Below are 19,084 nucleotides of genomic sequence, written 5' to 3'. Positions count from 1 at the left end.
CGATAACTATTATTGATATGGTTATGTAAATATGTTGGTTATAAAAATAATTTTTTACTATATGTGTAGAATTATACGCATATAGTAAATATGCTTAATCTTTCGCCAAGGATTAAAGCTTTATTAAATTTTTCCGGGAACTGATTCACACCTGGATGTTTGCGTTATCCTAAAAAGCGATCGCAACTAACACCCCCTATCAGCCAGCATTACATGAGCTATTTCACAATTGCACAGATTCTAGCTGATATACAGTTCCTACTTGTTTGTGCATTTTAAAAACTTCTAGACCTATCGCCTAGAATTTGCCTACATCTGTAGAGAGATATTTAGGCATTGTGGTGTAATTACCGTACAAAGCCGAAGTTTGTCACAACTTGATAGAGTTTGTTATGGTATAGTAAAGAAGTTAAGACTAGCTTTGCCAATTACTGAACTCTACGAATTGGTACCCATTGCAAAACGGAAAGCAGTTTTGATTAAGTATTTATCCAACAAAATTTGAATTGAATCGAGTTATGACTCAGCAAGTTCTTCACCCAATGGTGAAATTGCAGCGTAACGTGCAATCACTCGTTGAATCAAATATTATCAAGCCGACTGATAGCATTTGGAAGATTGCGCTGCTTTATGGTAACGACTGGCAGCACTGGAAACAGGAGCTACTAGATTTTGGTTTTACTATGCAAGACCCAATTGGCGATTTACTCGCAGTGGAAGCTTGGGATGAGGATTAGAAATTAGGTACTAGTGCCTGTCCAATTACAAGATTATGGCTGTAAACTAACAGCCAGTTTTTCATGTAGTACCTAATCACTGATTTACCCAATTGCTTGTTGCAATTGGGAGTTGCAACTATACAGATAAAATCTGCCTGTACAGGTTCCAAAACCCTAATTATGCCTTAGTTCGCGCAGGCGTGGCGCTGCATATTTGCGGGATGGATGATTTACTAGTTTTGTGGGATGGGCATCTTGCCCGTCCCTTGTATTCTAGGGCGCTCATGATGTCTACCCCACAAGAATCATCCCTTGATTCCGCAACGCCCGCAGGCGGGCTTAGTGTGTATAGCCACAATTGCTCATCGCCAAGACTAGGTGCAAGATATTCATTTGCCTAATTCTTGCGATCGCCCTGCGGCAGCTTTGACTGCTTCAATTAAGGCGGAACGGAACCCAGCTTTTTCTAGTTGGGCAATACCAGCGATGGTAGTACCCCCAGGACTGGTAACTCTGTCCTTGAGTTCGGCTGGATGAATCTTACTTTCATGCAGCAACTGGGCTGTTCCTAGCACAGTTTGTAGTGCTAGTTGATTGGCAACTCCTCTGGGTAAACCAGCAGCAACGCCCCCATCGGCGAGGGCTTCTACTAATATTGCAACATAAGCCGGGCCACTCCCAGAAAGCCCTGTAACTGCATCCATCAAACCTTCCGGCACTTCCACCACTTCCCCAACGGCGGAGAAAATTTGCTGTGCCAATTGGTGATGTTCGGCGTGGGTATATGCACCAGATGTTATTGCTGTTATCCCTGCGCCTACGGTAGCTGGGGTATTAGGCATCGCCCTAATTACTGGTGAATTAGGGAACGCCGCCTCTAACTGGCTTAAGGATACTCCCGCCAAGATGGAGATAACTAGGGGTGAGTGTTCTGTTAAAACGATCTCTGCTAATTCTTGAGCGATCGCACTAAATACTTGTGGTTTCACAGCCAAGAATACAACTTCTTGCGCTTGTGTAAATACCAAGCTGTTATCTGTAGTAACAGCCACATGATATTTTTCTTGTAAAAAAGCTTGTCGCGCTGCTTGCGGTTCGCTGACTATGACTTGTGATGGTTGATAAATTTCTCGTGCAATAAGGCGGGATAACAACGCTTCTCCCATTACCCCGCCACCAATTAAACCAAATTTTATAGTCATTAGTCGTGAATTGTTAGTCATTGGTCAATAGTCAATAGTCAATAGTCAAAAACTGTAACTTTGAACTCTTGACTATGGACTAATGACTAATTTAACCTTATTGTGCCATCCGGTTGGTCTCGTTTCCCCAAGAAGTGGGATTGGCTGGTGCGGTGCGTACAGGACGAGCGGGGGGTTGGGGTACTTCATGGATAACTCCACCTTGGGTGCTAACTTGCACACAGCTGGGCGTAAACAAAAAGATACTTTCGCCAATGCGTTCTTGATGTCCATCTAATGCGTAAGTGCCACCAGCAACAAAATCAACAGCCCGTTGTGCTTGATCTGGGTCCATGATTGTCAAGTTCAGCACTACTGATTTACGCTCACGTAATGCTTGAATTGCCTGGGGCATTTCTTCAAATGTACGTGGTTCAAGCACCAACACTTCAGAAATTCCGTTAATTGCTCCTGGCATACCGATCACATTCCCCATAGTTGATTTTGTTCCTGTCGCAACGTCATCACCCATTGTAGTCATTGGTTCACGCCAACGTCGATTGTTTGGCGCTGCTTCTGCTGGAGCGGGTTGAGGATTTTCCTGTTGGTACAGATTTTGGTAGTTATCTGTATCTGGATCTTCTTCGTAGTATTCGTACTCTACTTGCTCATTGAGACCAACAAAGTCTCTTAGCTTAGAGAATATATTGTTCATTTAGTTGCACTCCTTCTGCAAATTGCCTTTGATAACTCGGTTCATTCTTGATGTAGCCTATTAAATCGCTACAAAGGGCAAATGGCCTATTAATTTTATCGCTATTTGTAGCATCTACTACTGCTGTTGGCAATGACAGGCGCTACTAGTAACGCCTGTACATTAACCTAGATACAATAATTGAGTCAAGATTATATCCCAACAATTCCCCGATGGAAAGTTGACGAATGTTGTATTTAGTGCATTTTCTTAATTATTTACTTTTATTTACATTGATTTTTAGTATTTTATTGCACTGGTATGGGCGAAATTTTCTGTATCCCATAGCCAGCGCTGATTGATACCATCGAAAAAACACAAGTACTTTTGCTTAAGTACGCTTGCCGAACAAAATAGTTCCCAATCTTACCATCGTTGCCCCTGCTTGCACTGCAAGTTGGTAATCGCCTGACATACCCATCGATAACTCATTCATTTGAAGGTGCGTCCAAGGTTGTGCAGCAATTTCTTTGGCTAATTTACTAGTGCTGTTAAATACATAATTGATTTCCGCATCATCTAGACCAAAAGGCGGGATTGTCATCAAACCCTGAATTTGTAAATTTTTGCAAAGATCAAGCGCGGGTAAGTCTGCCAATAGTTCGGGAACACTCCAACCAGACTTATTTGGATCTGGGAGAATCTTCACCTGTAGGCAAACTTGAGGTTTAACTCCTAGCTGTTGCGCTAATTGATCTAAGCGTTGTGCTAATTTCAAATTATCTACAGAGTGAATCCAGTTGAATTGTTCTAGTGCCTTCTTGGCTTTGTTCGTTTGCAAATGTCCGATAAAGTGCCAAGTAATATCAGGTAAGTCAAATAACTCAGCTTGTTTGTTAGCAGCCTCTTGGATACGATTTTCGCCAAAATCACGAATACCAGCCGCATAGGCAGCACGAATAACTTCAGTCGGCATTTGCTTAGTGACAGCAATTAGCCTGACTGAAGGTGGTAGGGAAGCCCGAATTTGAGTAATACGTTCGCTAATCGAACTAGTAATCATTGGAAGGTGCGTTGGAAAACACTCTGAAGCTGATCGTACTCCTGTGATTGACCATTGCGACGTAAATTTCGTAAACGATTTTCCAACAACATTCTCGCTTCAGTGCGTCCTATAGGTTGGAACTTAATGGCTTTAATGTCATTCACTACTAGAAAAAACAAGCGTTGGGCGTAGAGGGTGGTAAACAGATCCTGGTTTTCATCAACCATACAGATCCGATATAGCAAACCCCAGGTAGGGTGGTTTATGTAAGTTTCCGAGGTTTCTGGATTCATCTATCACTCAAGTAGCAGAATCTATAATTTTTTTCGCAGTGAATTTCCAACATTCGGACGATATATCTCTTGCGCCAGAATATTTGGATAAAGTCAGGTGAGAATCAGCAAATTTTACCCTTAAATGGTGCTTATGAAGACCTGGATCTCATTCTTCATTGGTAGACGAAGCCAGCAGTAGGGAGGCAGGAGGCAGAAGGCAGGAGGCAGGAGGTTAGTAACACTTACTCCTCACCCAGCACGCGCTAAACGTGCCGCTACCGCTAACAGCACGGGCTGAACGCCCCGCTTGCGCTAACATGACTCGTCACTCTCAAAATCGTCATTGGCAGCATGGAAAATCCCTGATGCGTTTGTTTGCAGCTTCCAGTGACGTTGAGATGCGCCCTTTGAAGTTGTTGGCACAGACTTTCATACTGCTGTTTACTCTAACTTCTCTCCATGTTGCCATAATTATCGCTTGTTGGAGCAAAATAGCCAACAGGCGCATTTTCCTAAGAACTGTTTGTGATAACAGTCGGTATTGCTACAGTTTGCGGAAATTGTCAGTTGTCATTAGTCATTAGTCAACAGTCAGGATAAAGGGAAAAGGGTAAGGGGTAAAGGATTTAATTTTTCCCTTTCACCTTTCACCTTTTCCCCCTTCCCCCTCATCTCCCTCATCCCCCCAGTCCCTAGTCCCTGACTCTACGAAATTTCATTGCCAAAGACTACCCTAATCCCCCAGAATAGGGTGAGAGTAGCGATCGCTAACCAATCCCATGATTTTAACCGTAAATCGTGCCACGGGACGCGATGTTCGTTAGGGCTAGTAAAACCACGTACTGTCATGGCGCTAGCCATTTGTGATGCCCGTAACAATAAGTTTTCTAACAATCTCTCAGCCACAATCATCCAAACTTTCACTCCGCCTTTTAAGCCTAGTTTCTTCCAATTAATCGCTCTAGTCATCACAGAACGGATTAAATTCTGCACTTCTTCTAAAACTAAAGGAATGAAACGCAAGGATAAGGTTAAAGTTAAGGTAATTTCTGTTACAGGTATCTTAAATCGTCTCAAGGGCTGCATTAGGCTTTCTATACCAGCCGTGATTTCTTCTGGGGCGGTTGTCAGTAAATATAAGTTAGTGCTGTAAATAACAGTAAATAAAATTGTACTTAGGCGCACAGCCAAATCTAGAGAACGGCGAGTAACTTTAACTGGGCCTTTATTAAATAAGACGTAACTATAGCCTTTACTACTTTTTAGTTCTTTTGGGGCTTTGGACAAATTATTAGCATTGGCTGGCTGGGTTAAAACTTGGGGGTTAGCTGGGAGGCGCGGCTGGTACTCTACACCCAAAGCATCAGGACTAATAGCTCCGATCGCCAACACAAAAAATGATAATGTTAATAACCAACCCATTTGCTGTTGCCACACTCGCCGGGGAATTTTGGCAACAACAGTAAAAATTATTAATAATGCTACCAGTAGTATCCGCCAGAAGTTATTGGCAAAACTGTAACTAGTAAGAAAACTCATCAACCAGATAAACTTGACTCGTGGGTCAAGTTTATGTAACCAAGTTTGCGGCTGTTCTAAGTACAGCCCTAAAGGTAGCGATTTTAGTAAGTCCATAGTCAATAGTCAATAGTCCATAGTTAATAGTCAATAGTCCATAGTCAATAGTACGAAACTCTGTTGACTGTTGACTGTGAGGCAGTCGGAGTCTTGGCGGTTCCCGTCGAGTCCGAACTGCCGAACCCGGAGGGTTGACTGTTGACTGTTGACTATTGACCAATCTTAAACGCGAGTTGCCCGGTTGGCACTACCAAGTTCTGCATCTCTAACTTTTTTGCTGCGCCAAAGTAGACGAATGGGTGTACCTTTAAAACCTAATTGTTGACGGAACTGTCTTTCGATGTAACGGCGGTAATTGTCATTAAAGCGTTTAGCTTCATTGACAAATAGGGCGATAGTAGGGGGTTGGGTGCTGACTTGCGTACCATAGTAAATCCTACCCTGGCGACCGCCGCGAGAGGTTGGGGGCGAGTGCCAACTTACAGCGTCTTCGAGAACTTCGTTAATTACTGATGTACTAACGCGGCGCTTGTGTTCTTCATTGGCTTTAACCACCAACTCTAAAATCTTTTCTACCCGTTGTCCTGTCAGCGCACTGACATAGATAGTATCAGCCCATTCTGTAAAATGTAGCCTTGCTTCCAGATTTTTTTCGTAGTCGTAGATAGTATATGAGTCTTTCTCGACCGCATCCCATTTATTGACGACGATGACGCAAGCCCTACCTTCTTCGATAATTCTGCCAGCTAACTTTTGGTCTTGTTCGGTAACACCATCAAGGGCATCTAGTACCAATAAAACCACATCAGCGCGGCGAATTGCTTTAAAAGCACGGTTGATACTAAAAAACTCTGTACCATAATCAATGCTTTTCTTTTTGCGAATCCCGGCTGTGTCAATTAGACGATATTTTTGTCCTTCGCGTTCGATAAAAGTGTCAATTGCATCGCGGGTTGTTCCCGAAATGGGGCTGACAATTACCCGTTCTTCACCAACAAAAGAGTTTAATAAACTTGATTTACCAACATTTGGTCGTCCAACAATGGCAATTTTAATTTCGTTGGTTTCTTCTAATTCCGTCACAGATGGAATGTGTTTAATGAGTTCATCGAGTAACTCACCTGTACCGTTGCCATGAATTGCAGAGATCGGATATGGTTCTCCTAAGCCCAGTTCCCAAAATTCAGCAGCTTGAATCGATCCCTGTTCAGGGGATTCGCATTTATTGACTGCAAGGAAAACGGGTACTGGTTGCTGGCGTAACCACTCAGCTATTTCTTCATCTGCGGAATTGGGGCCTGTTTGACCGTTGACAACAAATATAGCAGCACAGGCTTCACTAAGCGCAGCTAGTGCTTGTTGGCGAATCAGGGGTAAGAACTCTGTATCATCGTTAAAGACCAAACCGCCTGTATCTACAACTTGAAATTCCCGATCGCTCCAGTAAGCTTGTAAGTAAGTGCGATCGCGTGTCACACCCGGTTCATCATGGACAATCGCCGTTTGTTCCCCGGCGAGACGATTAACCAGGGTAGATTTGCCCACATTTGGGCGACCGATAATAGCAACAATTGGCAGTCCCATAAACCAAGGGTAATTAAGAGAGATAGTATATCACATCTCTACATTTTATCGTAGGAGACAGTTGACAGGGAGCATGAAGCACTCCCTATGAAACAAGTTTCACAGCCAAGTTTCAAGAAGTCACATCACAGGATAACTGGCAGTCACATCATTAGGAGAATGAGCCTTGAAAAATCATAAATGGCTGATCAAAGCCAGGAGATTCGCTTGGCCGTATATTCGCTGGTTATTTTGGCTAGGACTTTGTACCTTACTGTACGCCAAATTAATTGAACCAAATTGGATTGAAATCAATTCTTTACAACTAACACTACCCCGTCTAGCATCAGAATTTTATGGCTATCGCATTGTCCAAATCAGCGATATTCACCGTGATTATTGGATGACGACACAGCGCCTCAAGCGCATTGTTCGCTTAGTCAACCAACAACAACCGGACTTAGTAGCTATTACAGGTGATTTAGTTACTCGTAATTCCTCATCCTTAATTCCATCTCTTCAGCCAGCTTTAGAACAAATTACAGCCAAAGCACAAACTTTTGTCGTTTTAGGTAATCATGACCACGAGAACGACACCAACGCCCTAATCAAAGTTCTTGAACAAAGTGGGATATTTCATCTTTGTAATAGCGTTTATACGATTCAAAAAGGCAACGCTGCGTTACACATAGCTGGGGTTGATGATGTACAAATGGGTAAAAGCAAGTTGGATTTGGTATTGCAACAATTACCAAATGAAGGATCGGCAATTTTATTAGCCCATGAACCGGACTTTGCCCATACCAGCGCAGCAAGTGGAAGATTTGATCTACAACTATCAGGACATTCACACGGTGGACAAATACGCCTACCTTTTTTCAAGCCAATGATCCTACCGCCTTGGGCGCAAAAGTATTACTCAGGGCAATATCAAGTAGACAATATGCTATTACACACTAACCGAGGCTTGGGAATGACAGGCTTGCACCTGCGCCTTTTCGCCCGTCCAGAGATTACGGTGATTACTTTGAGTGGGGAGTAGGGAGTAGGGAGTGGGGAGTGGGGGAAGATGAGGGAGATAGGGGAGAATAGCTATGGACTATGGACTATAGACTAATGACTAATGACTAATTCTAAAACCGCCACCAAGTTTTTTGAGCATAGGCAATAAGACCGATCGTGATCGCTGCTACAAAAAATAGTAAAATCACACCACCGGGAATAAAGGTGAGAATACCAAAGCCTCTCAGCAGCCAAACAGCTATACCAATGCCTAAAACTATGCCTAGAAGTTGGATTAATCTGCGGTTTAAGGAAGATTGACTCACGACTTTTCTCTTTGATGTTCAAGTTTTCTCTATACTGCCAAGGTAGCAGGAATTTATAGCAAAGTGCTGAGTATCAAACCTGTTACCTGTTACCTGTTCCTCTTATAATGGTTTACTGGCTGCGAGAATTAAAAATAGAGGAATACGCGATCGCCTTTCATAAGTTTTGACATCCTGAAAATTCTCGCGTTTTGGACAAGCTTCCCGCAAACCCTCAATCATAAATCCTGCTGCTTGCAAGAGACGAAAATAGTCTTCCACTGTGCGGTGATATTTCTGTACTGTACCACCCAGCCAATTTGTAACTCGCAATCCGGTCGTAAAATAATCATCGACTAACCAATCTTGACGGTTTGTCTCAGATATCCAGCCCTTGTCGGATGATGTAATCACAGGATGCTCGACTGAAAAGACAAACTTTCCTGTAGGTGTGAGTGCTTGAAAGACATTGGTGAAAATTGGCGCGAGATTGGCGATATAGTGCAGAGAGAGTCTGGCGATGACCAAATCAAAGGCTGCATGGGGATAAGTCCAATCCTCTATATTGTGGAGAATAATTTTTTCAGGCATCTCTGCTAGTGTCTGTTTTGCTGTAGCAGCCATTTTATGTGACCCTTCAACACCAAGGTAACTTGCTGCACCATACTGTAGAAGTTCTGGGCCTATAGCTGCATCACCACAGCCTAAATCGAGAACCCGTTTACCAGTTACGGGTAAAATGAGATCCATTATCACGGGTTTTTCTAACGTGTCATTTGCCGTATCTACACGTTGGCGATGACTCATGTATTTGGCAAAAACTGCCTCATTATTATAGAAATCGGGGACAGACTGTGCCATAAGTTTTAGTAGTCATTAGTCAACAGTCAACTCAAAGGGTGAGATAGGGTAAGGGGTAAAGGATTTTCAGCTTTCACTTGTATCTTTCATATTTTTCTCTTGTGCTTCCTCGCTCCATTTTCTATCAGCATTATCTGCTATAACTTTAACTAAAATTTATATTGCGGTAATATATCCGCTTTTTTACGTAAATTTTCTAAGAAATACCGTAGAACTGTTTAGTTCTAGAAAACCTGGGCGTTGAACTGGGACTAAAATTGATCAGGTTAAATTTTATGTCCAAATTAGGATTTGTGATTTAACCTATAGGTGGAAAATCTGAGGAGTGGTGATAAGAGATTATGTCTGCATCCTATATTTCCGACCCAGTTATTGCAGGTACTAATATGACTTGGAGTCAAGAAAATCAAAGGTTATTGATGCAGGGTGAAATTATAGTAGAAACGCGATCGCATACTGCTTGGGGTGGTGCGGTGTCTGCTTGTATGTACTTACCCGTGGTGCGATCGCAGGTATGGCAACAAATCACTGATTACCCTCGTTGGGTACAATACTTTCCAGACATTACTAGAAGTGAAGTATTACAGCGTGGTGAAGTTAAACGTCTGTATCAGGCAGCACAAAAAGCGTTTTTCTTTTTCACAGCACAAGTGGAAATTTATCTCAACGTTGTTGAAGTGCTTGGTCAAAAAATTCAATTCCGCATGGAAAAAGGCACTTTTATTGACTTCACTGCCAATTTAGAACTGCAAGATTATGGTAACGGCACTTTATTAATTTACGGTGTCCAAGCTACTCCACATATTCCCATACCATCAATTTTCATTCAACAAGCTATGAATTTTGAATTACCAGCCAATATGCGTAAAATGCGGCAAGTTATTTGCCAAAGTTAATCAAAAAAGAATTTAGTCGGTAATAGGTAATGGTGAATTGGTAATTGAATTGTTTTTCCATTACCCTCTGGCTATACCTTCTCTAAGAGAAGCTGCGCTAACGGCACGCCAAGGGCGAAAGCTAGTTCCTAATAAGGGAGAAAGCAGCCAAAATGACTAAACCAACCAATTACCAATTACCAATTACCAGACCTTGTTTGATTAAATACTTGAACTTAAACCTAAACGGAAAGTAAACCCAGGACTATAAATTCGATTAACTCGCTCGTATTGTTCACCTAGTAAGTTTTCTAAGTAGACTGTCAACCCTAAAGTACCAGTTAACGGAATACGACCGCTTAAATCTAGATTCACATAAGAAGGAACGAAATCTGTAATGTTTTCACCCGGTCTGGTGAAAAAGGCTCTACGTGCGCCGCTATTGTAGGTAAGATATAGGTTCGCTTGCCATCCTGAATTTTGATAACCTATCCCAGTTTGTAATACAGAATAAGGAATCATCCCCAACTGTAAACCTCTTTCTGCACCTGTTTTAATTTGGGCATCAGTATAAGTGTAGTTAAGAAAAGTTGACCAATTATCAGCAAATCTTAGCCTTAATGCAGCTTCTAAACCATTGGTATCTACTAAGCCAATATTTGCCCATCTTCCATTAACAACCCCTAAGCGATTATCTAAACTGCTGCCAAAATAAGTAAACTGTCCTGTTAAATTCTCAGTTAACTTAATATCTACTCCCGCAGTCCAAGAAGAACCTGTTTCTGGTTCTAAATCTGGGTTTGGTTCCCAACCATGAACAGTGTCATAAATATATAATTGATCTAACCCAGGATTACGTTGTCCTCCCGCCCAACTACCACGCACAGCAATTAATGAGTTGATAGCGTAACGTAAACCAACACTGGGGTTGAGATAATTGCCAAACTGAGTATCAAAGCTTTGTCTGAGTCCTAAATCTAACTGAAAACTATTAGTAATATCCCATGTATTGACGGCAAATAAGGCTGTATTTAATACGTCTCTATTCTCAGTTTCGTTAAAAGCGATTCTATTAGGGCTAGAGCTTAAAACATCTCCGTTTAAGTTAGTATTTTTTAAATCCAATCCCCAACGCAATCTATTATTTGCAGTAATACTCCAATCATGATCAATTCTAGTAGTGAATTGTTGTGTATCTAAAGCACCTGTCCGATAGAATTGTCTACCTGCGAAAAACGTTGGGCCATAGGTACTAAAATAATTCTGGTTATAGCCAAATGTAGTTGTGATATTTGAAGTATCACCATTACCAAGGCGCGTTTTCCAAGATAAACCAATATTTAAACCATCATGGTCTAGGCGGTCTTGTTGTAGAGGAAAACCAAAATAAACTAAGCCTCTACGGCTGCTGAGTTTAGTGATATCTAAATTTAATGAGTTTCTCTGGTTTAAATCTATGCCAATATTACCAAAGTAAGTGCTAGTTGCTGTATCTGCATTAGATAAAAAGCCTTGAGAATCTCGATTTGCTGCACCTACAGGCACACGATAACGATTATCTATAAACAATCTTTCAAAGCTAAAGTTATACCTAGCTGCACCAACTGAACCGCTATAACTAAACTGTTGATTATTTAAGTTTAAGGAGCCAAATCCTAAACTACTAGATAATTTAGGTTGACCATAACCTTCTTTAGTGATGATATTCACTACTCCACCAAAGGCAGAAGCACCATATAAAGCAGAAGTAACACCGCTAGATAATTCGACTCGTTCAATTGCTTCTACAGGGATGCTATTGAGGTCGGTTGCACCGTGATATGTGTTGACATCGTTGTTAATTGGTCTACCATTAATGAGGAATACAGATTGATTAATAGATGCTCCTCGGTAATAAGTACCTGTATGAATATCTGCACCGTGTCCAACATCATTAACAGCAAAACCAGGCATCCTTTTTAATATATCAGCGACACTGGTAGCACCTTGTTTTTTAATTTCTTCTTGATCAATAACGTAAGTAGGTGTAGATTGTGGTGCGGTATCTGGCTCGGCGATCGCTTCTATCGTAATATCTACATCATCACTAGTATTTTCCTCATTTTCTGGCTCTTTGTTTGGTTCACTCTGTGGAGTTGATTCACTTGGCGGAGCTTGAGTTAATAATTCAGCACTAGTTGTAGGTAAGTTAATTTCACTTAAATACGGAATATCCGAATTATCTTCTTGTTGAGTAATTTCCGCATCACTTGCCAAGGCAGGAAATGTTAAAAATAAACTCGGAAACGAAACAGACAGCCAAAATAAGCTCTTTTTCACTTGCTCTCACACTCAGTAGTAACAATCACCAAGTGTTACTGTTACTATACTTGGGTAAATTGCGTCAAAAGACATGTTGTCGTATTTGAAAAGTCATTGGTCATTAGTCATTAGTCATTAGTCCATAGTCCATAGTTATTATTTTTCTCCTCTCTCCCACCTTGCCTACGGTGTACACACAAGTCTGATAACCTAGTCCCACAATGTTTTGATCCCCCCTAACCCCCCTTAAAAAAAGCTACCGTGTATACACAAGTCGAATTGGAAGTCAAATGGGCAGAAAAGAACGGGAAATTATTTTTTAAATCCTTGATTTTCCGTTAAAGCTCTATCAATAAGCTGACACTATTGATAATCACTCGCTCAACTCAAAACCTTGCCTACTAAGGCTTGTATCTTACTAAGCAAGGATTTTAGGACTTGTGTATACACCGTAGCTTAAAAAAAGGGGGGAACAAGAATCAAAGTCCCCCTTTTTAAGGGGGATTTAGGGGGATCAAATGAGCTTTTTAGCTCAACATAGAGATGTGTGTACACCGTAGCCACCCTGCGGGTTCGCGGTAGCGTCTCTGTTCGCGCAGCGTCCCGAAGGGAAAGAGAAGCTAAAGCTACATCTCCCCCTACTTCCCACTCTCCCCCATCTCCTCCCACTCCCCATTCCCTATTTCCCCCACGTAGCGCATAGTATAGATGTGACGCACTATGGTTAAAAATATGGCAGAGAAAGTAATTACGGCGATGTTTGATGGCAAGGCTTTCTATCCTCTAGAAACGATCGCTCTGCCAGTTAACGCTCGTGTAAGGTTGAGTGTAGAAGTGTTACCATCACAAGCCCAAGCTACAGTATCATTTCTAGCGACAGCGCGATCGCTCCAAATCCAAGGCCCTGCTGATTGGTCTGCTAATATTGACAAGTATTTATATGGCCAGTAAATTTGCCATGAAGTCTGAAGTATTTCTTGATACCTCATTTGCTATTGCCTTAGCAGCACCTAGCGATCGCTTACATCACCAAGCCGTATATTTAGCGCATTTATTAGAGGAAGCTGGTACACGTCTAGTTACCACACAAACAGTTATGTTGGAAATTGGCAATGTTTTAAGCCAACAGCCACATCGTCATGAGGCGATCGTGCTATTAAATTCTCTAGCGGTAGATCCCAAAGTAGAAATAGTCCCCCTATCACAAGAATTATACAAAAGGGCTTTCCAGTTATACTGTGAAAGCCCTGACAAAGAATGGGGATTTATTGATTGTGTATCTTTTATTGTAATGCAATATAGCGGAATCACGGAAGCTTTAACTGCTAATGAACATTTTCAACAAGCCGGATTCCGTGCTTTACTGCGTGAGCAAGTAGGGAGTGGGGAGTAGGGAGTGGGGAGTAGGGAGTGGGGAGTGGCTGACAGGTGTAGGTTTTTTACAAGAGTGTGAGCATTCATTCACGCTTGACAGAAAATAAAAGCAGACTGACAAAGTGAAACAGAGGCTCAAATGCTGAAAAATGAGTACCTCAAACAATGGACAAATATAGTGTCACAGAAAATGCCACATCTGACGTTACCACAAGTGGTAGGGCTGGCAACATGGAGTTTTGGCATAGTGATGACAAGATCAAGTAGCTTGAGCAAAGTGTCAAAATTCATAGCTCAAGTCAACTCAGAAAAGGCAAATACAGTACGTCAAAGATTAAAAGAATGGTATGAGGAAGCCTCTGCCAAAAAAGGGCTTCATCGTCGGACTCTAGATGTAAGTAGTTGTTTTGCGCCATTGCTGTTATGGGTGATCAGTTTGCTACCTACCAATATCAAGCGTATTGCGCTAGCACTAGACGCAACCAGTATCGGCAATAAGTTTGTAGTCTTATCAGTAAACATACTCTTGGCGGGTTGTGGAATCCCGATAGCATGGTGTGTGGTCAAAGCACATGAGCCAGGAAGTTGGAAAGGGCATTGGCACAATCTGCTCACAGCAATCAAAGATGCCATCCCAACTGAGTTTGATGTCATAGTCACTGCTGACAGAGGACTGTATGCTTGTTGGTTGTATGAATTGATTGTGGCTGCTGGCTGGCATCCGTTTTTACGTATTAACCATCAAGGAACTTATCGCCTGCCATCTGGGAATACATGGCATCCACTAAAAGATGTGGTTTGTACCCCTGGAACATCTTGGTCAGGTCGAATTATTTGCTTTGTCACCAATCCCGTTGAATGTACATTGCTTGCCCGTTGGGATTTTGGTTACAAAGACCCTTGGTTGATTTTGACTGACCTTGAACCCACGAGCGCCTCTGCACTCTGGTACGGTTTACGTCCTTCTACAGAATGTGTTTATCGGGATGTCAAAGGAGATGGTTGGGATTGGCATCATACTCGTTTGCTCTCACCACAACGTGCTGAACGTTTGTGGTTAGCCATCGCTGTTGCCACTCTTTGGATGGTGATGCTGGGGGGCGAAGCGGAAAATCAATCTTCTCCCCCAACTCTCGAACAACTTCCACCTCGACATGTTGTCTTTTCTCAGCCTTTCCACCTTCATCCTCAGCGTCAGATTTCTTGTTTTTTGTTAGGCCTGTTGACCCTGATTGCTGATTTACTCAACCATCTTCCTATTCATCTTCCCAGTTGGAGTGCTTTTCCTCATACTCCTGTTGACGATTTCTTTTGCTTCAATTCCTCCTAATTGTAAAAAACCTACACCTGTCAGGTGGGGAGTGGGAGGAGACTAGGGAGATGAGGGAGATGAGGAAGAAAGAGGAAAAGTTTAAAGGTGAAAGGTGAAAAGGAACAATGAAAACCCTTTCCCCTTTCCTTTGACTAATGACTAATGACTAATGACCAATTAAAACCTCCGTTCCAAGATTGCTTTAATGTTGGGGATAGCGGCTGCAATAGCGGCGAAATCTGGTGCAGTCTTTTGCCAGCTTTCTCTTTCCTCTAATCTTTCTGCCCACGCTAACAAATGTGGATAATCATCTAAGGAGAAGCCAAATAGAGGTAGAGAAGGAATCAATGTACCAGCAACTACTTCTGCGAGGGTAAATGTTTCACCTGCAAAATAAGTCTGGTTTCCTAAAAGAGTTTCATAAAAACTTAAAATCTTCGCTACAGCTTCTTGGGCTGATTCTAGCTTTTTGGGATCAGTGTCTAATTCTACTAACGGTCTAGTTAAGATAACAGTAGCAGGTTGAAGCTCGGTTACTGTCGTAGTTGTTACCATGCGAACGGTAGCGATCGCAGTTGCTTCATTAGGAATTAGTGATGGCGTAGGATATTTCGCTTCTAGATAATCCAAAATCGCTAACGATTCCACCACACGTAAGCCATCATCTACTATCACTGGTACACGCTGGAGGGGGTTAATAGCAGTGAACTGGTCTTGCAATTGATCACCATTGAGATTTAATAACAATGGTTCAAAAGGAATTTGTTTTTCTAGTAAAGCTACCCAAACTCGACGCGCGTTAATAGAGATGGGATTGTAGTAAAACTTTAGCATCTTAATCCGAATTACAAATTACGCTTTTAACTATAAGGCTCATACCAATTCAAAATTCAAAAAGTGACACATAGCATAGGTTTGGGCGTTTGCATCCGTATCATATTTTTGTAAAATAGTATTATAATATACTCCTAATCTTGAGCAAGTTAAAATTTTCACGACTTCATGTCATATCAGATGTAACACTGATAATATCTGTGGCGGTTGGTAATTGGTAAAAGCTTATGTCTACTAGTCCTCTAACACTGAACCTAGTTGAAGGTTCTGTCTCTTTTAGTTTTTCTCCCCAGGCGGCGCGGGAATTAAAGGCGGCGATTGATCAATTGATGGAACGCTTGAAGGTTGTTAGCACTAAACCAACTTCTGGTACTAAAGTTACTCCCCAGCCACCATTAGAATATCGTTACACTGGGGAGGTTTTTTTAGAAATTTTCTGTAATCCTAATATCTGGCCTACCCCTTTTGCAGCCAAAGTACTACTTACAATCCGTGATGTTAGCATTCGCTTGACAACAGAAGCCGAACTTACGCGAGTGATTGAGGATATTAACCAGTATTTGGAACAGGTTGGGTAAGGTTAGGGACTTCCCACTAAAAAAATATCCCATCACTTTGTAGGTAGGGAGCAGGGAGTAGCCATTTTGACAACTCCTGGTGTTTTTGTCTCTACTCCCCTACTTTAACTCTACTTCTTTACTTTTTCCTTAAGTTGACACCAATGATAGCTATACGCCCCTATCCAATGATCGGAAAACTATGACAATCAAAGGTCAATAGCGTTGCCAAAAAAAGAGTATGAAGAGGTAGGGCGGTAGTAGTAGAGTTATGGTCTTGCCAAACGACAACTCAAAAACTACGATTTAGCCCATGCCGGACATCTTATCACTCTTGCAATGCCTGCTACCGCAGATAAACGCGACAACGATGCGGCAGTTGAACCAAATTATCCTGGCAATGTTAGCAATGAGTGGTCGAGTCACGATGTTGGGAATTGCACGTTGGACAGATACAGGTGGTAGCTATCGGACGATGGGGAGATTTTTCTCTACAGTCATACCTTGGGCAACATTGTTTTGGCTGTTTTTTCGTAAACATGTAGTTATTTTGGTCAAAACTAATCTTAAGACCAATACGGCTAGCCATGTAATTTTATTTTCCAGCGACCTAGACTTGACATTTGAGAAAATTATTGATTATTACAAGCTACGTTTCCACTCTCGTGTTTAATTTTCGGGATGCTAAACAATTCTGGGGGTTGGAAGATTTTATGAATCTGAGTCAAACTGCTGTGACTAACGCTGCTAATCTCGCCTTCTTTATGGTTAATTTATCCCATCATCTCCTGGCTGATTTCCGTAAACATAATCCTGGTTCTGGCATTATTGACCTGAAAGCTTATTACCGGGGTTTTCGATATTTTCATGAAATGTTAAAAATACTTCCTCAAAAGCCTGACTCTATTTTATTAGCCCAAATTTTTGCCAAGCTCACTTCTTTGGGACTTATTCATCCCCTTTCCACAGGTGTTGAACCCTCGTAAATTGGCTAAGGTATTGAAGGTGAAATCTCTTTTTTCAACTTTCAACTTCCATATTCCATCCCTAGCTATCTAATTGGTATTTTAGGGCTTGAGACTCAAGCACAGAGAGAATTTCTGTATGTTGATTAACCAAACCTTGTATTGCGGTAATTGGATCATGGTGAAGGCGATATTTGCGTTGACGAGGAGCTTCAGCCATTGCTAATTTACGACGTTGAGTTTTATACTCACTTACAGGTACTTGCTGAATTTGTTCAAGTAATTGTTTTTCGGTTTCGGCAACGAATAGAACTTGAAATTGTCCAAGATCGCGCAATTCGACGGTGGATTTGCGCCCACTGATTCGGCGTTGATGGCGGCGCAAATTACTAAACAAAGACTCGATTTTGAGATTGTCTGCTGGCAAGCCAGGAATATCATAGCAATGCAATAAGTTAGTTCCGTATTTAGTCCACAGTTTCTGTAACTTTTTCTTTAAAGCAAACTGTGCTGGATTTTGTTGATGATCAGGTTGAAACTGCTGTAATAACTCTTCCATCTCACGCCTAACTTGAAAACTTGTTAAAGATACGTTGCTAGTATCTGTAATATCAGTTACATTATCCTGACTAGGATAACGTAAACATTCAGCAATTCGTTGCAACCACTCGTGCGCCACCTCCAAGTCTGAGGCAATTGAACTATTGCTGTTCGGAGCTTGGGTTTTGGAGTCTTTCAGAGCCATCTGGGACTTTTGGCAGTCCGTCTAAGTCTGCCTTTAATTGTTGTCGGAGCTTTGTATCTAATGGCAACACCGCTTCACTCAGGTTACTAAGAAAGTGTGCCTGACAACGTTGATGTGGTGCATTTGTCCAAGTTGAATTCATTGCCGCGATGATTGATTTTTCCCCATCTGACAAAGTTGCCAGCACTTTATACGGTAACTCCTGATATGGTTGCAGCCACTCAATTAATTGTTGTGTCTGTGCCTGTGGTAATTGAATTGCGCTGACTGGCGTGCTACTTAATACTTCATACAATACGTATAACAAACTCCCGTGTCCTTCTGGTTGCAAGGCATCAATTGCCCAAATCAAACCACCATGTTCAATCGCTGTGGCAGCTAATTTTTCCTGGGTATGTGCCATCGTCCCACCCAACAGTGCCAGAAATTGACGATATAACTTACCTACATTACTCTCGTTAATTTCAACACCACGCTGATTTAATTCTCGTTGAATTTCTACCAACTGTTGATGCTCATGTTCATGTTGCCAACCAATAAATGCCAGTACGTCTAGCCCGTAGGTACTGTAAGGTAAGCTGTACTTTAGCACGCCAGTCGCATAGTAATGTTTACCAAAATGTGTACAACTGGAATTGGTACATTCTTTACTCTTGCCTGCCACAAATACTACACCATCCATTGTTTGAACTGTTTTACGCATATGCTTTGGTCTGCGTAGCACCAACTTTGTTCCACAATGGACACATTCCATGAGCAAACATTCTAATATTATTCGTTTGGCGTTACTGAATTTTCGTTCTGGGCGATGGGGAGGCAACTTTACTATCACTAATTTTTTACTGCTGGTAGGTGCTTTCCTCAGCTTACCTGCTTTGTATACCAATTAGATAGCTAG

At 41.8% G+C, this 19,084-nt stretch carries 21 protein-coding genes and 1 pseudogene; 10 read left to right on the top strand and 12 right to left on the bottom strand.

What is annotated here, in order from left to right:
* The first annotated feature begins 518 nt into the window (after positions 1 to 518).
* Positions 519 to 737, top strand: a complete 219-nt coding sequence (locus tag NSMS1_RS21505; RefSeq protein WP_067771477.1) for a DUF4327 family protein — start codon at positions 519 to 521, stop codon at positions 735 to 737.
* 371 nt (positions 738 to 1,108) lie between these two features.
* Here NSMS1_RS21505 and proC read toward each other — a convergent pair whose 3' ends face one another.
* The 4 genes from proC to pipX all read right to left on the bottom strand — a co-directional run bounded on the left by proC (position 1,109) and on the right by pipX (position 3,932).
* Complete coding sequence (gene proC / locus NSMS1_RS21500) at positions 1,109 to 1,921, bottom strand: pyrroline-5-carboxylate reductase (RefSeq protein WP_224095304.1); 813 nt, start codon at positions 1,919 to 1,921, stop codon at positions 1,109 to 1,111.
* A 97-nt stretch (positions 1,922 to 2,018) separates the two neighbouring features.
* On the bottom strand, positions 2,019 to 2,615 hold the full coding sequence (locus NSMS1_RS21495; RefSeq protein WP_224086771.1) for a cell division protein SepF: 597 nt from the start codon (positions 2,613 to 2,615) through the stop codon (positions 2,019 to 2,021).
* A 370-nt stretch (positions 2,616 to 2,985) separates the two neighbouring features.
* Complete coding sequence (locus NSMS1_RS21490) at positions 2,986 to 3,654, bottom strand: YggS family pyridoxal phosphate-dependent enzyme (RefSeq protein ID WP_224095303.1); 669 nt, start codon at positions 3,652 to 3,654, stop codon at positions 2,986 to 2,988.
* Entirely contained in the window at positions 3,654 to 3,932 is a 279-nt protein-coding gene (gene pipX / locus NSMS1_RS21485; RefSeq protein WP_067771481.1) for a transcriptional coactivator PipX, read from the bottom strand. Before pipX ends, NSMS1_RS21490 begins: the two co-directional genes overlap by 1 nt.
* A 251-nt stretch (positions 3,933 to 4,183) precedes the next feature.
* Here pipX and NSMS1_RS21480 point away from each other — a divergent pair, with 251 nt between their 5' ends.
* Positions 4,184 to 4,498: a hypothetical protein gene (locus NSMS1_RS21480; RefSeq protein ID WP_224086770.1), complete on the top strand. Its 315-nt coding sequence runs from the start codon at positions 4,184 to 4,186 to the stop codon at positions 4,496 to 4,498.
* 121 nt (positions 4,499 to 4,619) lie between these two features.
* Here NSMS1_RS21480 and NSMS1_RS21475 read toward each other — a convergent pair whose 3' ends face one another.
* Both NSMS1_RS21475 and der read right to left on the bottom strand, forming a co-directional pair.
* The gene (locus tag NSMS1_RS21475; protein ID WP_224095302.1) at positions 4,620 to 5,549 is read right to left on the bottom strand and encodes an energy-coupling factor transporter transmembrane component T family protein; all 930 of its coding nucleotides are present in this window, start codon (positions 5,547 to 5,549) and stop codon (positions 4,620 to 4,622) included.
* A gap of 165 nt (positions 5,550 to 5,714) precedes the next feature.
* Positions 5,715 to 7,076: a ribosome biogenesis GTPase Der gene (gene der / locus NSMS1_RS21470; protein WP_224086769.1), complete on the bottom strand. Its 1,362-nt coding sequence runs from the start codon at positions 7,074 to 7,076 to the stop codon at positions 5,715 to 5,717.
* A gap of 166 nt (positions 7,077 to 7,242) precedes the next feature.
* Between der and NSMS1_RS21465 the strand changes: the two genes are divergently transcribed.
* Positions 7,243 to 8,097 carry a metallophosphoesterase gene (locus NSMS1_RS21465; protein WP_224086768.1) on the top strand — a complete coding sequence of 285 codons (855 nt, stop codon included), beginning with the start codon at positions 7,243 to 7,245 and terminating at the stop codon, positions 8,095 to 8,097.
* Positions 8,098 to 8,188: 91 nt separating this feature from the next.
* Here NSMS1_RS21465 and NSMS1_RS21460 read toward each other — a convergent pair whose 3' ends face one another.
* The gene (locus NSMS1_RS21460; protein WP_224086767.1) at positions 8,189 to 8,383 is read right to left on the bottom strand and encodes a hypothetical protein; all 195 of its coding nucleotides are present in this window, start codon (positions 8,381 to 8,383) and stop codon (positions 8,189 to 8,191) included.
* A 102-nt stretch (positions 8,384 to 8,485) separates the two neighbouring features.
* Entirely contained in the window at positions 8,486 to 9,223 is a 738-nt protein-coding gene (locus NSMS1_RS21455) for a class I SAM-dependent DNA methyltransferase (RefSeq protein ID WP_224086766.1), read from the bottom strand.
* A 341-nt stretch (positions 9,224 to 9,564) separates the two neighbouring features.
* Here NSMS1_RS21455 and NSMS1_RS21450 point away from each other — a divergent pair, with 341 nt between their 5' ends.
* Entirely contained in the window at positions 9,565 to 10,119 is a 555-nt protein-coding gene (locus NSMS1_RS21450; RefSeq protein ID WP_224086765.1) for an SRPBCC family protein, read from the top strand.
* A gap of 201 nt (positions 10,120 to 10,320) precedes the next feature.
* Here NSMS1_RS21450 and NSMS1_RS21445 read toward each other — a convergent pair whose 3' ends face one another.
* The gene (locus NSMS1_RS21445) at positions 10,321 to 12,417 is read right to left on the bottom strand and encodes a TonB-dependent receptor plug domain-containing protein (protein ID WP_224086764.1); all 2,097 of its coding nucleotides are present in this window, start codon (positions 12,415 to 12,417) and stop codon (positions 10,321 to 10,323) included.
* 714 nt (positions 12,418 to 13,131) lie between these two features.
* On the opposite strand from NSMS1_RS21445, the gene NSMS1_RS21440 reads away from it, so the two are divergent.
* The 3 genes from NSMS1_RS21440 to NSMS1_RS21430 all read left to right on the top strand — a co-directional run bounded on the left by NSMS1_RS21440 (position 13,132) and on the right by NSMS1_RS21430 (position 15,103).
* On the top strand, positions 13,132 to 13,350 hold the full coding sequence (locus NSMS1_RS21440) for a hypothetical protein (RefSeq protein WP_224086763.1): 219 nt from the start codon (positions 13,132 to 13,134) through the stop codon (positions 13,348 to 13,350).
* A 7-nt stretch (positions 13,351 to 13,357) separates the two neighbouring features.
* Positions 13,358 to 13,792: a type II toxin-antitoxin system VapC family toxin gene (locus tag NSMS1_RS21435; protein WP_224095301.1), complete on the top strand. Its 435-nt coding sequence runs from the start codon at positions 13,358 to 13,360 to the stop codon at positions 13,790 to 13,792.
* 120 nt (positions 13,793 to 13,912) lie between these two features.
* Positions 13,913 to 15,103, top strand: a complete 1,191-nt coding sequence (locus tag NSMS1_RS21430; RefSeq protein ID WP_224085836.1) for a transposase — start codon at positions 13,913 to 13,915, stop codon at positions 15,101 to 15,103.
* A 159-nt stretch (positions 15,104 to 15,262) separates the two neighbouring features.
* Here the strand turns inward: NSMS1_RS21430 and NSMS1_RS21425 are convergent, their stop codons facing one another.
* Positions 15,263 to 15,919 carry a glutathione S-transferase family protein gene (locus NSMS1_RS21425; protein ID WP_224086762.1) on the bottom strand — a complete coding sequence of 219 codons (657 nt, stop codon included), beginning with the start codon at positions 15,917 to 15,919 and terminating at the stop codon, positions 15,263 to 15,265.
* Between the two features lie 227 nt (positions 15,920 to 16,146).
* Here NSMS1_RS21425 and NSMS1_RS21420 point away from each other — a divergent pair, with 227 nt between their 5' ends.
* Both NSMS1_RS21420 and NSMS1_RS21415 read left to right on the top strand, forming a co-directional pair.
* Entirely contained in the window at positions 16,147 to 16,497 is a 351-nt protein-coding gene (locus NSMS1_RS21420; protein ID WP_224086761.1) for a hypothetical protein, read from the top strand.
* Between the two features lie 292 nt (positions 16,498 to 16,789).
* Positions 16,790 to 17,462: pseudogene (locus NSMS1_RS21415) on the top strand (transposase).
* A gap of 61 nt (positions 17,463 to 17,523) precedes the next feature.
* On the opposite strand, the gene NSMS1_RS21410 reads toward NSMS1_RS21415, so the two are convergent.
* Positions 17,524 to 18,186, bottom strand: a complete 663-nt coding sequence (locus NSMS1_RS21410; RefSeq protein WP_224086760.1) for a hypothetical protein — start codon at positions 18,184 to 18,186, stop codon at positions 17,524 to 17,526.
* Positions 18,143 to 18,889, bottom strand: coding sequence for a transposase (locus tag NSMS1_RS21405; RefSeq protein WP_224086759.1), 747 nt, complete (start codon positions 18,887 to 18,889; stop codon positions 18,143 to 18,145). The genes NSMS1_RS21410 and NSMS1_RS21405 overlap by 44 nt, the downstream gene beginning before the upstream one ends.
* A gap of 49 nt (positions 18,890 to 18,938) precedes the next feature.
* Here NSMS1_RS21405 and NSMS1_RS21400 point away from each other — a divergent pair, with 49 nt between their 5' ends.
* A complete protein-coding gene (locus tag NSMS1_RS21400; RefSeq protein ID WP_224086758.1) occupies positions 18,939 to 19,076 on the top strand; it encodes a hypothetical protein in 138 nt (45 codons plus the stop codon).
* The last annotated feature ends 8 nt before the right edge of the window (positions 19,077 to 19,084 follow it).

The sequence above is a fragment of the Nostoc sp. MS1 genome, assembly GCF_019976755.1.
Lineage (GTDB): Bacteria > Cyanobacteriota > Cyanobacteriia > Cyanobacteriales > Nostocaceae > Trichormus.
This window is presented reverse-complemented; position numbering and strand designations above follow the sequence as displayed.

Bases quoted from the DNA above. Each gene is read 5' to 3' on its own strand.
- NSMS1_RS21505 (WP_067771477.1), top strand. From the start codon at position 519: ATGACTCAGCAAGTTCTTCACCCAATGGTGAAATTGCAGCGTAACGTG.
- proC (WP_224095304.1), bottom strand. From the start codon at position 1,921: ATGACTATAAAATTTGGTTTAATTGGTGGCGGGGTAATGGGAGAAGCG.
- NSMS1_RS21495 (WP_224086771.1), bottom strand. From the start codon at position 2,615: ATGAACAATATATTCTCTAAGCTAAGAGACTTTGTTGGTCTCAATGAG.
- pipX (WP_067771481.1), bottom strand. From the start codon at position 3,932: ATGAATCCAGAAACCTCGGAAACTTACATAAACCACCCTACCTGGGGT.
- NSMS1_RS21475 (WP_224095302.1), bottom strand. From the start codon at position 5,549: ATGGACTTACTAAAATCGCTACCTTTAGGGCTGTACTTAGAACAGCCG.
- der (WP_224086769.1), bottom strand. From the start codon at position 7,076: ATGGGACTGCCAATTGTTGCTATTATCGGTCGCCCAAATGTGGGCAAA.
- NSMS1_RS21455 (WP_224086766.1), bottom strand. From the start codon at position 9,223: ATGGCACAGTCTGTCCCCGATTTCTATAATAATGAGGCAGTTTTTGCC.
- NSMS1_RS21450 (WP_224086765.1), top strand. From the start codon at position 9,565: ATGTCTGCATCCTATATTTCCGACCCAGTTATTGCAGGTACTAATATG.
- NSMS1_RS21440 (WP_224086763.1), top strand. From the start codon at position 13,132: ATGGCAGAGAAAGTAATTACGGCGATGTTTGATGGCAAGGCTTTCTAT.
- NSMS1_RS21435 (WP_224095301.1), top strand. From the start codon at position 13,358: ATGAAGTCTGAAGTATTTCTTGATACCTCATTTGCTATTGCCTTAGCA.
- NSMS1_RS21430 (WP_224085836.1), top strand. From the start codon at position 13,913: ATGCTGAAAAATGAGTACCTCAAACAATGGACAAATATAGTGTCACAG.
- NSMS1_RS21425 (WP_224086762.1), bottom strand. From the start codon at position 15,919: ATGCTAAAGTTTTACTACAATCCCATCTCTATTAACGCGCGTCGAGTT.
- NSMS1_RS21420 (WP_224086761.1), top strand. From the start codon at position 16,147: ATGTCTACTAGTCCTCTAACACTGAACCTAGTTGAAGGTTCTGTCTCT.
- NSMS1_RS21410 (WP_224086760.1), bottom strand. From the start codon at position 18,186: ATGGCTCTGAAAGACTCCAAAACCCAAGCTCCGAACAGCAATAGTTCA.
- NSMS1_RS21405 (WP_224086759.1), bottom strand. From the start codon at position 18,889: ATGCGTAAAACAGTTCAAACAATGGATGGTGTAGTATTTGTGGCAGGC.
- NSMS1_RS21400 (WP_224086758.1), top strand. From the start codon at position 18,939: ATGAGCAAACATTCTAATATTATTCGTTTGGCGTTACTGAATTTTCGT.